Source organism: Brakhagea baltica (assembly GCF_052161605.1).
In the GTDB taxonomy this organism is placed as follows: Bacteria; Planctomycetota; Planctomycetia; order Pirellulales; family Pirellulaceae; genus JBKCUI01.
In genome coordinates, this window is sequence record NZ_CP197409.1 from 3,153,825 (window position 1) to 3,167,827 (window position 14,003).

Annotated in this window: 9 protein-coding genes and 1 pseudogene; 3 read left to right on the plus strand and 7 right to left on the minus strand. The window is 53.0% G+C overall.

Features of this window, described 5'->3' with window-relative positions; translation table 11 throughout:
* Positions 1 to 108 precede the first annotated feature (108 nt).
* The 5 genes and pseudogenes from SH449x_RS11695 to SH449x_RS11715 form a co-directional block, all read right to left on the minus strand.
* A pseudogene (locus SH449x_RS11695) lies at positions 109 to 438 on the minus strand (hypothetical protein); the annotation flags it as partial.
* Between the two features lie 100 nt (positions 439 to 538).
* Entirely contained in the window at positions 539 to 1,867 is a 1,329-nt protein-coding gene (locus SH449x_RS11700) for a DUF1444 family protein (RefSeq protein WP_482381515.1), read from the minus strand.
* Positions 1,868 to 2,404: 537 nt separating this feature from the next.
* Positions 2,405 to 3,814 (minus strand): DUF1501 domain-containing protein, encoded by a 1,410-nt coding sequence (locus SH449x_RS11705; protein ID WP_482381516.1) that lies wholly within the window; start codon positions 3,812 to 3,814, stop codon positions 2,405 to 2,407.
* Positions 3,815 to 4,048: 234 nt separating this feature from the next.
* Entirely contained in the window at positions 4,049 to 6,565 is a 2,517-nt protein-coding gene (locus tag SH449x_RS11710; protein ID WP_482381517.1) for a PSD1 and planctomycete cytochrome C domain-containing protein, read from the minus strand.
* Complete coding sequence (locus tag SH449x_RS11715) at positions 6,562 to 7,053, minus strand: hypothetical protein (RefSeq protein ID WP_482381518.1); 492 nt, start codon at positions 7,051 to 7,053, stop codon at positions 6,562 to 6,564. Before SH449x_RS11715 ends, SH449x_RS11710 begins: the two co-directional genes overlap by 4 nt.
* Positions 7,054 to 7,320: 267 nt before the next feature.
* Between SH449x_RS11715 and SH449x_RS11720 the strand changes: the two genes are divergently transcribed.
* The gene (locus tag SH449x_RS11720) at positions 7,321 to 7,872 is read left to right on the plus strand and encodes a sigma-70 family RNA polymerase sigma factor (RefSeq protein WP_482381519.1); all 552 of its coding nucleotides are present in this window, start codon (positions 7,321 to 7,323) and stop codon (positions 7,870 to 7,872) included.
* A complete protein-coding gene (locus tag SH449x_RS11725; protein ID WP_482381520.1) occupies positions 7,869 to 9,494 on the plus strand; it encodes a FecR domain-containing protein in 1,626 nt (541 codons plus the stop codon). The genes SH449x_RS11720 and SH449x_RS11725 overlap by 4 nt, the downstream gene beginning before the upstream one ends.
* A gap of 148 nt (positions 9,495 to 9,642) precedes the next feature.
* Here the strand turns inward: SH449x_RS11725 and SH449x_RS11730 are convergent, their stop codons facing one another.
* Positions 9,643 to 11,406, minus strand: a complete 1,764-nt coding sequence (locus SH449x_RS11730; RefSeq protein WP_482381521.1) for a SulP family inorganic anion transporter — start codon at positions 11,404 to 11,406, stop codon at positions 9,643 to 9,645.
* 470 nt (positions 11,407 to 11,876) lie between these two features.
* On the opposite strand from SH449x_RS11730, the gene SH449x_RS11735 reads away from it, so the two are divergent.
* Positions 11,877 to 12,152 (plus strand): hypothetical protein, encoded by a 276-nt coding sequence (locus SH449x_RS11735; RefSeq protein WP_482381522.1) that lies wholly within the window; start codon positions 11,877 to 11,879, stop codon positions 12,150 to 12,152.
* Positions 12,153 to 12,174: 22 nt separating this feature from the next.
* On the opposite strand, the gene SH449x_RS11740 is transcribed toward SH449x_RS11735, so the two are convergent.
* Complete coding sequence (locus SH449x_RS11740; RefSeq protein WP_482381523.1) at positions 12,175 to 13,839, minus strand: calcineurin-like phosphoesterase C-terminal domain-containing protein; 1,665 nt, start codon at positions 13,837 to 13,839, stop codon at positions 12,175 to 12,177.
* Between the last annotated feature and the right edge of the window lie 164 nt (positions 13,840 to 14,003).

Sequence of the window (14,003 nt, forward strand, 5' to 3'; positions counted from 1 at the left end):
AGGATCGGACAAATGTTGCAATTGAGCCTGAATCTCGCTCATTCGAACGATGTGACTCGGATCGCTGATGACAAGGTAGTTCAAAGTTCGGCCTTCGTAACTGGTTCCATACCGAACGAGTTTGCAGCGATCGGGAGCAGCGGCGGCGAGAGCTTTGAGGTAGAGTTCGATTTGTTGGTGGTCTGCAATGTCCTCTCCCCAGTCGAAACCAAGTATCGATTTCAAATCGGGTATGGACGAGTCCGCGTTGACTTCTCCGATGACCTTTTTCAGTGGACCGGTAAACTCCGCTCCCGAGTACCAACTGTTGCTCGTCGAAGGTGGGGAGGCATCATCAGTCTCTTGACCGTGGGATTCTGGCTGTAGAAGAGTGAGTCCCAAGAGCCAACTTAGCCCAAAACAACACAGAACAAAAGAGGAAAAACGTTTCGTCTTCATTCGGGAACACACCGCTTACTAGGAAATGCGAACAGAACAGGGCGATCTACAAAAGACTAGCCCATTGCCGGTATCCGAGCAGCTCAAGACGGAATTCTTTCTACAGCAGCGCGATACCGTCGGGAGTGACTCTGAAGAGACGGTCGGAGACTGGGTGATTGGTCGTTGAAAAGTCATGGGAGACCGCTTTCAGTAGCGCTGCACGCTGACCACGATACTCAAATAGAATCAATGCATCGCGAGATGGGACCGCAGCCGCAATTTCACCCTCCATTTGGCTGCTGACAATTTTGTGCAGCTTTGGATGAAGAAGGTAGCTCGAGACTGCTCCTGCGGAAGGTTGCAAGCCTCCAACTGCGGGTTCATTCTCATCAATCTTCATAACTAATAACTTTGGCTCTGGGAGCGCTTCTAAGTTCTCTAAAGCAACCTGTGCAATGGTCTCAAGAGAAACATTCCAGCGCTGGATGTCATAGCTATTGATGAAACGGAATGTCGCTTTGTCGTCGAGAGCAAAGCAAATTCTTAAATCAGCAAGCCACGGAAGACTGACTAAAAACGAAGAACTGTCGGAGTCTTGGCCTTTGCGAGTCGTGCGCTCATTGGCTTCTTGAATGTATTTGTCGCTTTTGAGCATCGGTTGGATACGGCCACGCACTTCGTCCCACGACTCTTGCCCGAGGGTTTCCTGGTGGCGAGAAAGGCCAAGCGTGCCCCGAATAAACTGATCCACGATCTCGTCGAGCCGAATCGGATTGCGCTTGACTTGAGCCATAAGATTTTCGATCGAGACCTCGAATTTGTCTGTCTTTATGGTCAGACCATCATTCTGCACCTTAGCGTCAGGCAATGCAGCGGTGATCGCACGGAGGACGCGCGTGAGGATTCGACTTGCGAGCAATTCATCGTCACGGTTGATTCGTAGTGACGATAACATTCGTTCGAAAAGCGGGATGTAGACTTCCTTTTTTTCGACCGAGCAGCTTGTAGAAATGCCGAGCATCAAATCGGCGGCCAATACGAACCAACGCTGTCCCGCTTGATTCTCCTCTGGTCGATCGGCTGTGTAGTTGTTGTAGATGATTGTTGGGTCGCTACGAACGTTATTAGAGTTGACCTTAGCAAACATTGCAGCGGCAATTTGTTTGAAGCGACCTGTCTTTTCAATCTGTTCGGCTTCAATAGGCATAGGGATGCGGAAGAGCATGATTCCGGCCCAATCGTCTGTCTCCGTTGCCGAGAACTCGACCGAGCCGTCGTCTGTCTTTTCAATCTTCCAGTGCGCGGGGTAATCAATGGCGAACAGATTGTCAGGATGGCGGTATGTAATGTAGATCGGTGCAGCATCCGTGGAGTTATGTTTGCGTCGTCTGTCCAAAGCCTTTCGGGCATTCTTCAGCGATTTAATTCGATCTTGCTTCTTGTTCATAATTGCATTCCAAGGGAGTCTTGTATACAGATGCAGTTAATCGGTGAACGCCCTCACGCCGAAAGTCAATACATTACCTCATAACTTTGGCGAGACAGCAAACTTGGATCACAGACCTTTTCATCCAAATAATACCTCAAGCCAATATTGCTGCGATATCTGTGTCTTGTTTTGTTGCTCATGATTTAACTCCGTCCTGGATGTCTTGTGCCTCGCCAAAATCCAGCGTTTTGGAGACGTCGGACACAGAACTGGGGCTCGGAAACGAAATCAAGCGGCTCGGGTAAAGAGTCTCCGAGATTGCCCTAAACAGGTTCGTCCTGGGCCGAGGCTGGGACCAGATCGTCATTCAAATCATGATAGGTCGTAATGCCGCGACGGATGCACCGGAGAAGGACCATGGCAATGGACCTTCGACAAAATTAGGGTTTGCTTGCCAGAGTAACAGCGAAATGAGAGCCTATTTCGAATAGAAGACGGCTAGGCTGTGACAATAGCCCGATTCTTACTTAGAAGTGCAATCACCTTGGCGGGAGTTTATGCGAGTATATCTGTGGCTACCGATCCAGCGACGTCGGTCAGACGCATTTCGCGGCCGGCGTAGCGGTAGGTGAGTTGCTCGTGGTCGAGACCGAGCAGATGCAGGATGGTGGCGTGCCAGTCATGGATGTGCATCTTGTTTTCAATTGCTTCGTATCCATGATCGTCGGTGCGACCATACTGAAAGCCACCTTTCACACCTCCGCCGGCCATCCACATCGTGTACCCTCTGTGATTGTGGTCGCGACCGGTTCCAGAGTCGGAGTAGGGCGTGCGACCGAATTCGCCGCCCCACAGGATCAAGGTATCTTTCAGTAAATCACGACGTTTGAGGTCGGTCAATAGTCCGGCGATCGGTTTGTCTGTCTCGGCGCAATTGTCCGCCAGAGCTGTCTGGATGTTGCTGTGCTGATCCCAACTGCCATGCCCCAGTTCGATGAACCGTACGCCCGCTTCCGCGAATCGCCGCGCGAGCAAGCATTGACGACCGAAGCCATCGGTCGGGTCTTCGTTGATCCCGTAAAGCTTCAAGGTCTCGTCCGTTTCACTCGAAATATCCATCACACCGGGGACCGCATCCTGCATGCGAAAGGCGAGTTCAAAGTTTTCGATGGCTCCTTCAACCAGCGGATTGTGCTGATCGCGGCTGAGTTTCTCGCGGTTGAGTGCGCTGATAAGGTCGAGCTGATCACGCTGCTGGGATCGCGAGATGCGTTGATTCACTGCGTTGTTGATGCCGTAAGGATTGGCTTCGCCGCGACGGAGTTGATCGATGCGACGGTTGCGTTGTGAACTGTCTTGGATCGTGAACTTAGTTCCTTGAAACGCGGCTGGCAGAAACGAGCTGCCATAGTTCTGAGCACCACCGGTTGCCGTAGGCGGATTGATGGAGATAAAGCCCGGCAGATTCTGGCTTTCACTGCCAAGACCGTACAGCGTCCAAGCACCCAGCGATGGCCGCACCGACTGAAAGTTTCCGGTGTGCATTTGGATGAAGGCTTGCGCATGGGCTGGTTGGTCGCAGTGCATCGCATTGAGCAAGCACAGATCATCCGAGTGTCGAGCCACGTTGGGAAACAACTCCGAGATCCACATTCCGCTGTCCCCGTGCTGATTGAATTTCCAAGGAGATGCACACCAGGGGGAACCGTAGTTGGATGGTTTTCCATGGGCTTGCTTCAAGCGAGGTTTGTAGTCGAACGTATCGACGTGTGACGGTCCACCTCGCATGCAAAGAAAGATCACCCGTTTGGCAAGAGGGGTGAAGTGCGGCTTGGGTAGTTTCTGTTGAGACTCGGCCGCAGCTAGTCCCGCAAAAGCGAGATAACCAAACCCAGCGGAACCCATCCGCAGTGCATCGCGCCGTGTGATTGAAGTTGTTCTGTGGGAGCAAAAGCGAGAGTTCATAAGAGGTGCCGTTATTATAGATTGCGATATTGGAATGAGTATTATTCGAAATTGATGATTGCATCGCGTTCGGACTGCGAAGCAGTCCAACAACAAAGCCCGGGGTCGCGCAGCGCACCCCGGGGTTGCGTGCCAAACGCGGCACCAACCCCGAAGGGGTTGAACATGCCGCCGTGTTGAACCCCGTTGGGGTTCGTGCGCGATTTCGCGGTCGGAATGTTAATATTGCCATGTTTAATCAATCGAACTGAACTCGACCGTACACAAGATCGCTTGGCATACATGCGGAAGCTTTTTCTCATCGGTCAAATAATCCATCACAAGTATCCTTTCCGATGCTGTCGGCAGTCGGCCGAGCATTAGTAGGTAAGCATATTCAAGCCTTTGGCTGGCTGGCTGTTTCATCACGCGGTTCGAGATCGCCAATGCCTGGTTCTGCACGAATCGGTTGTTCATCAGGAAGAGCGACTGCAACGGCGTTAAAGTTGTATCGCGGCTGCCGGTGACAAGACTTGCATCGGGCGCGTCGAAAGTCTCCATCATTTCGGGTAGCACGCTGCGGACACGCGGGAGATACACCGACCGCGTGTTGGCATCGATCGCGCGAATCACGGGCTCGAAGACATTCTGCCCAACGCCCCCTTCACCTGCCTCTCGAAGGTAGGTGCCCTGCGGGCGCTCCACATCCAGTTGCCCAGACACGGCTAGCATGGCATCGCGAACTGCTTCCGCTTCCAACCGCCGCTGATTCATCCGCCAATAGAATCGATTGTCAGGGTCAATGCCGTAGTTCTGCGGTTCGTAGGTCGAGGCGAGTTGCCATGTCCGCGACAGTGCAATCTCGCGGATCAGTGCCTTGATCGACCAATTCTCTTCGATCAGTCGACTCGCCAGGTAATCCAGCAACTCTGGATGGCTCGGCGTCTCTCCGGCATGACCGAAATCATCGACCGTCCGCACCAGCCCTCGCCCGTACATCCAGTGCCAAACCCGATTGGCGATCACACGAGCCGTCAGCGGGTTCTCGGGGCTGGCGATCCATTCCGCCAATTCCAATCGGCCACTTTGACTGAGATGTATAAGACTTGGCAAACCCGGCGTACGATGTTGACGAAAACTCGCGTCTTTCGTCAACGCGTTTAGTGTCTGCTTCTTCGGCGGGCTGAGCACCTGCAGCACGCCTCGATCGACAAATTGAGCCGGCTTGTCGAGTTCACCGCGGATCAAAAGGCGAGTCGGAAGTGCGGCATCACGATCCTGAGTTCCCATCGCAAAGACACGAGGCTGACCGCGATTCGAGTAAGCTTGCAGTGCCGCTTCGGTCTCATCACGATCGGACCGATACTTGCGGAGCAGTCCCCGAAAGACGTTTTCGCCCGAGCGGATCTTCTTCATTGCATCTTCAATTGCCTGGGCGGCATCATCGCGCTGTTTGATCAGTGCCGCGTATTCTTCCGCGTTGAGTTCTGGCGTGCCTGCCGATGGTCCCATACCGGTCAGATCGATCAGGGTTGTCGCTTGTCGGGCTTGAGCCTTGAGCAAACCATAGTGCGTCTCAGTTGATCGGAAGATACCAGCAAGCGCGTAGTAGTCGGCTTGTGGAATCGGATCGAATTTGTGATCGTGACAGCGAGCACATGCGACCGTGGTTGCGATAAACGCCCGCGTCGTCGTGTCGATCTGTTCGTCAACAAGATCTGCAAAAAACCGCTGTTGATCTTCTTCCCCCACCGACTTGACGCCGATTGCCAAGAACCCCGTCGCGATGACGTTGTTCGCCCATTCCTGTTCGCTGCTGATCGGCAACAGGTCACCGGCAATCTGCTCGCGAATGAATTGATCAAACGGTTTGTCGTCGTTGAATGCGTCGATGACGTAGTCACGATATCGCCAAGCGTGCTGGTAGACATTGTTGTGATCGCCCCCTGTCGACTCAGCAAAACGAGCAACGTCCATCCAGTGCCGTCCCCAACGTTCGCCATAGCGATCAGAAGCGAGCAACTCCTCGACAAGCTGTGCCAAAGTCGCCTTTCGCTCCTCGAAAGGTTGGCTGCTGAATTGATCGTTTCGCGGAGCGAGAGACGTCACTCGAAGCCTTGAAGTCCACTTTCGCAAATCTTCAGGCGACGGTGGTAAACCCGTCAGCACGAAGTACAGTCGTCGCACCAGCACTTCCGGTGAAGCGTCGTCGACGGGAGTTAAACCTTGCTCTTGCAGCTTCGCTTCAACAAACCGATCGATCGCGGTTGTGGGCCACTCTGATGTGGTTGCCATTGGCGGAGTTGGCGATAACGGTTGATACGCCCAGAACTGTCGGCCTGCCTCGATATCGATCGCGCTGGCCACGTTTGGATTGATGGCGGTGACGCGAGGGTCGGGGGCCCCCATCAGAATCCATTGGCGAAAGTCGTCGATTGTTGTTTGCGGCAGTTTCCCTTTGGGCGGCATTTGTATGCCATCGTCGTGATACAACAACGCTTGATACAACTCGCTCTTTTCCAGCGACTTGGCAACAACCGCCGGGCCCGAGTCTCCACCGCGCTGCAACGCGTCCCGAGAGTCTACTTTCAGCCCGCCACGCGCCTTGCCCGATTCGCTCGAATGGCACTCGTAACAGTGCTTGACCAGCACCGGACGTATCTTCGACTCGAAGAAGCGAACGTCTTCCTGAGCACGCAGTTGATTTTGGTTGAGCATCAACCAGTTGAGACAGCCGAGAACGATCGCATACAACAGAGTTCTTCGTCTCATTTTGCCTCTCCCACCGCAGACGAGCGTTTCATGGGAGGACGTTTGGGGCGAACCGCGATGACTGCTTCGCCGCTGGACGTTGTGCTCGACTGATTGATGTCGGTTTCGGAAATGATCACGTTGATTTCCGTGATCTGATTGCCGTCGCTCACGATGCGGGCCGAAAGAGGAGCCTTCATTTCCTGGAACACGCGATGTTTCAGCCCGCCCGCCAGTTCTGCACCGACGCGAAATTCGAACGTCCGCCGCTCACGCATCGCTGAGGTGATCTTTGTGTCAGGAGAGACGGTCAAGATCGTTGGCTGCGTTGTTGCGGAACCGCCGCGTCGTCTTCCGCCACCGCGCATGGCTCCACCACCGCCATTGGCTGCATCAGGGACTACCGCAACTTGATTCCCGCTGACTCGTTGAATCTTTACGAATTTCTCATCGGCGTGAAGCAGCGTCGGCAAGGCCAGCAGGAAAACTGCTGAATTCCAAAATCTCATCCTTACGCTCCGGTTTTTGCATTGGTCGGTCGAAAGCCGAACATTTTCCGGCCCGCAAGTGTTCGTACGGGCAGAATCAGATTGCCCGCGAAAATACGGAATATTTACGGCATCGGAGTATGCAAGATGTTGAACCCCGTTGGGGTTCGTGGACATCGATATTTTTTTCAACGAAATCTTTGGACAATCCGTCCAATCGCGGCATTACTGTAAGATCACCGTTGGACGACGCGAAAACTTGAACCACTCAACTTGGAACCTCTGCAGTTGACTAACCCAAACGTACAACCTGACGCCGACGACGGTACAGCCGCCTTCATGGCGTTGCTGATGGAGCATCGTCACCGGCTGTACGCTCTTATCGCGAAGCAATTGGTTAATCCAGCGGATGTCGAGGATGTATTTCAAAAGACGAGTATTGTTCTGTGGAAGAAGATGCAGGATTTCGATGCCCAAGGGAGCTTCTTTCACTGGGCGTGTGGCATCGCCTTCAATGAAGTCCGTAACTTCCTCACCGTACAGCGGCGGAGTCGTCTGCATTTCGATGTCGAACTGGTTGAGCTGATGGCGCGCGAAGCGGCCGAAGAAGAATCGCTCTCGGAATCGCGGCTGGATGCTTTAAGGCATTGCCTGAGCGAACTCTCGGAGCGACAACAGTTGATCCTCCAGCAGTGCTACGCCGGTACGGAATCGATTACCGAAGTCGCACAACAACTGGGATGCGAACGAACGGCACTTTACAAGCAACTCGCCCGACTTCGCGAAAAACTGCTCGCCTGCATACGTTTACGAATTGCCCGAGAGGGAGCAGCATCATGAGCGACGAGATGCTCCAGCAATCCATCAACGCTCTGATCAATGGCACCATCACAGAGGCCGAGCATCAGTCGTTGCAAAACCATTTGAAGGAAGACGCCGCGGCCCGCGCGATCTTCCGTGAGCGGATGGATATCGAAGCAGGCTTGCGAACTTGGGCCACTGACGGTGGTGCGCAGCGTCAAGTCCTGATCAGCGATTCAGCTATTAAACAGAGTTTACGAACCGCTTGGGGGCGGCGCATTACATTGATCGCCACGGCGGCTTCGATCCTCGCAATCGCCATGTGGTGGACGCAGCGACCCGATCGAGAACATCTCAATCTGGCAGATCAGCAGAACAAGCCAACCCCGCAAGCGACTCCACCGACCGCACCGCCCTTCGGAAAATGGATCGCACAAGCGGATTGCGTCTGGCAGCAACCGCCATCGCTTCCCGATGGAATGTTGGGCGCGGGCATGATCAAGCTGACATCTGGAGCCGCCGAACTGCGATTCGATTCGGGAACGAATGTCGTGCTTGAAGGTCCTTGTGAACTGCTCGTCAACACTGCCGACTCAGCGCGACTCCTGGCCGGCACCGTTTTTGTCAACGTCACGGAAGTGTCCAATGGTTTTCTGCTTGAAACCCCTGAGGCCCAGATCATCGACGAAGGGACACAGTATGCGGTAGCGTTGGATTCACTAGCGACCGAAGTCCATGTCTTTGATGGCAGCGTGATCTGGACGCCGACCAATGTCGATGCTGACTTCGAAGATAGGATTACCACCGGTGACGCGAGGCGCTATCTTCGCAGCGAACCCAGCCGAGCGAATCACATTCCTTTTGGGCAACGGCAATTTGTGCGACGCATTGACGAACAAGTCCGTGAAGCAGCTGGCGGCGAGTTGCTCGCCTATGACGGATTCGAGAATCTTGCTGGCCAGATCCGGCGAGACCGCAGCGGTTTTGGTTGGTCCGGTGGCTGGGAATCTGCTGGCTTTGGTCGCGGACCGCTCGCCGAAGTCATCGATGCTCCGAAGGGGATTGTTTTCGGGAAAGAACGTTCGAGCCGCCGTCTTCTTTCGCTGCAAGGCGGAGAGAATTTGCGGAGGCAATTCGAAAAGCCGATTGAGTTGAGTCCAGGCGAGACAATCTTTGTGAGTCTGCTGATCAGTCGCCAATCTTCTGGCGAGCAGCCGTCCGACAAACAGCCTTCCGGCGACAGCAAGGACGACGAACAATCCGCCGCCATACAAATTGTTCTGGAACCTGATTCCGTGTCACCAAGATTCACCCGCCGCCATTCGGTGTCTTTTGGCGTCAGGTCCGACCAGCGATTGTTTCTGAATAACTCGGGCACGATTGACGAAACCGCAATGTCGCTCGCTGTCGGCGAGCCACATCTGTTTGTATTCATGTACAAGGCGGAATCAAACCGCACCACCGCAAACTTACGAGTCTACCGAGCCGATGAGCTGGTCGATGAAACTCAACCGTCTGCTTGGACCGTCTACGGAACCGCGTCGACTGGCCCGGTGAAGTTCTCTTCGATTCGACTTTCGCTGGGCATTCGAGCAGCCGCTCAAATCGATGAATTGCGAGTCAGCGATTCCTGGAACGCCGCCATCGATCTCGCCAATTGATGACCAAGATATACGATCCAAAATTCGCCACTTTGGTCTGCCTAGTGGCTCGGACTAGCCGGGAAAAAGAATCCCGAGTGAGTCGGAAGGAGAATTGCCCAGAGTCGTTAACCGGCGGCCGACGTTAGTGAGTCAAACCAACAACATTTCACCCGCCTCGAATGGTCTCTGACTGCGGCAAAAATTTGTCGGTCGTTAGGTGATATTGTGGCTCTTCGGAGAATGAAACCGTGATCAAGTCTTTGGCTTTGCGAATCATATGTCGGCATTCCTCACTGAGATGCGTGAGGTGCACTGTCTTGCCAAGCTGCTGGTATTTTTTGGCCACGACATGGATCGCTTCCATCGCCGAGTGGTCATAGACTCGCGTAAAGTAGAAGTCGATGATGACGGTGTCAGGATCTTTCTTAGCATCGAACAATTCCTTGAATTGCGTCGTCGAAGCAAAAAACAGCGGCCCGTGAAGTTGATAGACCTTGGCACCATGTTCGTTGATCTTGATGTCTGCGTTCACGTTCTTGGCATGCTTGAACGCGAAGGCCAAAGACGAAACGATCACGCCAATGATGACAGCCGACGCAAGATCGTGCATGACTGCTGTGTAGAGCGTCACAATTACCATCACTAGAAAGTCAGTGAATGGAACCTTGCGATAAAGCTTCAACGACGCCCACTCAAATGTCCCGATAACCACCATGAACATCACTCCCACGAGTGCAGCCATAGGGATCATCTCGATCCATTGCGAGAAGAACATCACAAAGGCGAGTAGGCAACAAGCCGCAAAGGCTCCCGACGTCCGTCCTCGACCGCCCGATTCAACGTTGATGAGTGACTGCCCAATCATGGCGCAACCACCCATTCCGCCGAACATGCCGCAGACGATATTGGCAACTCCTTGACCGAGACATTCTCGATTGCTGTTGCCTTGGGTCTCGGTGATTTCATCGATCAACGTGAGTGTCATAAGCGATTCGATCAAACCAACTGCAGCAAGAACAGCGGCAAAAGGAAAAATGATCCACAGAGTTACCAGAGTCATCGGTGGTAGGCTAAAGGTTTGAAAAAACAGGGTTGGCAATCCTGCGCTAATGCTGGTCGCCTTTGGGTCGATATTGCTCATGGCAGCAGTAATGGCAGTCGCTTGCTCAGGACTGACAGATGCGACTTCTAACGCAGAATGCGAGCCTGCCTGCGCGAGATGCTCTTCAGAAAACGCTGCTTTCGCGGCAGCGACTTTAGCGTTCGTTGCAAGCATGTCGCCGACAGTCATCACGACGTGGCTTTGATTCTCGGCAGCCAAATGACTTGGGAGCATTTGGTTTGATGCGATACCAATCCCACTAACGACTAGAATGGCGACCAACGACGCTGGGACAGCTTTGGTGAGTTTGGGTAGCAGCCAGATGATAGTCATCGTCAACACGACCAGGGCAATCATGAGCCACAAAGCGGGCCCCTGCATGTACTGCAGAACGCCGATGTTGCTTACGGTCTTAAAACTGCCAAATTGTGCCATGCAAATGACAATAGCTAGGCCATTCACGAATCCCAACATAACGGAATGCGGGACCATGCGAATCAGCACGCCTAGTCTGGCGAAACCAACCATCAATTGAAGTAGACCGCATAGGATCACGGTCGGAAACAAGTACTCGATGCCATGGATGGCAACAAGGCTTACGACAACGACCGCCATGGCACCTGTTGCGCCGGAGATCATGCCAGGACGACCGCCACAGAGGGCGCAAATCAACCCAATCATGATGGCGGAATAAAGTCCTATGATTGGCGAAACGCCTGCAACAAATGCAAACGCGATGGCCTCAGGCACGAGAGCGAGAGCGACGGTCAAGCCAGACAATAATTCATTCTTGACATTCTGAGGCTGCGAACGGAATAAATCGAGCATTTAAGTACAGAACTTCCTAGGAGATTGCTGCAGTCACCAGAAATCGTAACCAATAGTGGCACGGGATGACCGAGCAAATGGAGAAACGAAAACACGAACAGGACTCAACGCACCATCGATTAGGGCGGAGTGACAGAAATTTCGAACTTCGGTGTTTCGTGTCGCATAAATGAAACGTCTCCAAAAACTTACATCTGTGGGCTAGGGTAACTCGCGTTTCGTAGTGCAGCAAGTTCAATCGCTAAACGGATTGCTCGTCTACGATGTCGGGTTCGCGGCAATTATTGACCAAGGGGGAGCACGCCAGCCATAACAGGGAAGCTACGCGGGGGTGCCTCCCATTCAGAAGTGCCGAATTCTTGAAAACCATTTTGCCGCCTTCATTGTCCAGGGCCAGGTTTTACTGGTTTCGAGCAATGCTGGTTTCCACTTGAAACGCTAAAACGGCGGCCAGGGCAAACGCAATTGAGATGGGCGTCCGAGAGTTGCGACAAGTTGTCGTCATTGACCCGGTAGCCGACGAGAACTCTCAGGAGATCTTTGAAACACTTAATGCACGTGGTCCCCAACTCACTTCGACAGACTTGATCAAGAACGTCGTATTTCAGCAATTGCTGGTCGTCGGCTTGGGCGTAGTCAATTGCGTATATGGAACAAATGGCTGTATAGGCTCCACGCCCTTCGCAAAGCCTCAGAGCCTGCCACCCGAACTGCATGACCTCAGGGCGTGCCACCCGAGCGAATAGTGTGTACCCGTGGTATGCGCGATCACTCGTTTGCGTCGGCAATCACGCGAATGGAGCGAGTGTCCGTGTAGACTTGGCCATGCATATCGGTCGTTTTGACCTCGATCAGGCTTGTCCCAACCGGCAGCTTTGCGGGCAGTGGAGATCGCCACAAGTGATCGGTTGTACTCGGTTCTGGCAGGGGGCGCATTCCAGCTGGAATCTTGCCTTTTTCTGCGGGCATCATACTGGCCTCCAGTTTCTTCATGTCCGCGAAAAATGGATCTACACCGTCAAATCGCTCCATTGAGACCCACGGTCCATCGGGCATCACTCGATACTCAACCGTCGAACGCTTACTGCCATTGAATACGTTCACCACCATAGTAGTTGCAGCAGCTTGAGAGACCTTGATCTCATCGGGGAGATAGATGCTCATTTGGTGACTAGCTGGTCTTCGTGCGGCTCGATACTCCAAGTTATAGGAGTCTTTGTCGATAGTCAGGATGCAGTAACCGTTCGCGCCCCCATCGCTCATGGTCGCATGCGGAATGCCTAGCTCATCGGATGCACCTCTCCACCAACTGCCACAAACCGTCGCGTTCACCATGTGATGGTGCGGTTCTGAGCCATTCCATCCGTCCTCTTTGCCCAGAAAGTGATGTTTCAGAAAATGGGTATGAGCCGAGAAGGAAACAGATATGGGTCGGTTCTGGATCAATTGAAAGAACTCTAGCTTGTCCTCAGCATCCATAACCGGAATATGCATGAACAGAACTACAGGCTGCTCCAAAGGCACTGATGCTAAGTCATTCTTTAAAAACTCTAGTTGTGCCTTGCCAAAACCTCCTACATAGCGGCCTTTTTCGGTGGCAGTCGCTCCAATCCATTTGACATCATCCAAGGTAACAAAATGGACTGGGCCGTAGTCAAAGGAGTAGTAGGCTGGGCCAAACGTGTTCTCAAAAGTCTCGTCAGCCAATCGATCGTTTGGTGCATCGTAGTTCAGATCGTGATTTCCAAGCACGTTGTACCAAGGCTTTCCGAGCAGAGCGACCGCCTCATTATGGGGGCCATAGACGTTCAAATCGTCGAAGACAACATCGCCTAATGTAACACCGAACGCTGCTCCGTAAGCGTTATCGGCCAAGATCTGCGGCAGGACGTCGTGAGCCATAAAATCGACCTCCTGCTTATTGCGAGGTTGAGTGTCACCGAACAATATCACTTTGAACTGATCTGGTTCCTCTTGTTTCAGAAGAGGGAAATCGATAGACGCTGGCAAATCGCCGGTTGGCGCTACTCCCGGATACTGCGTTGTTGGTGATCCGTTCGGTTTGTGAATGTAGAAAAACTGTGGCAGATTGAGTTTCGATAGGGGGGGCATCCAGTTCCGAGGTTTGATCACAAACAGAATGGTGTCATCGCTGATGTCGAGGGTGTACTTGCCCTCGGAATCGGTCTTCACGACATCGACCCCATTGGAGACGCTGATGCCTGAAAGCCCCGTTTCGTCCTTGTCGCGAAGTCCATTCTGATTCTTATCCCAAAACACGTACCCCTTGGCTTGACCGGTAACCGGTAGCTCACCAAGCATACGGGTTTGAGCTTCCTGTGCGTACGAACAGGTTGAGAAACTCAGCGAAAGGCCAAACAGCGTGGCGAGAGCCCGGAAATTGGTTAATCGCACGGATTTTGATGATTTCATGGTGGAACACTCTTCTGATGCGAGTAGGAAAGTGGGCGTGAACCATCGCAATAATATAAGCAACACGTGGCAATACATCGTGAAGAACGGATGAAAGCAGCGTGTAATCTCGATGATTTTCTCCGTTATAATAGACAAGCAAATTTCAAAAATAAATTTTCTGG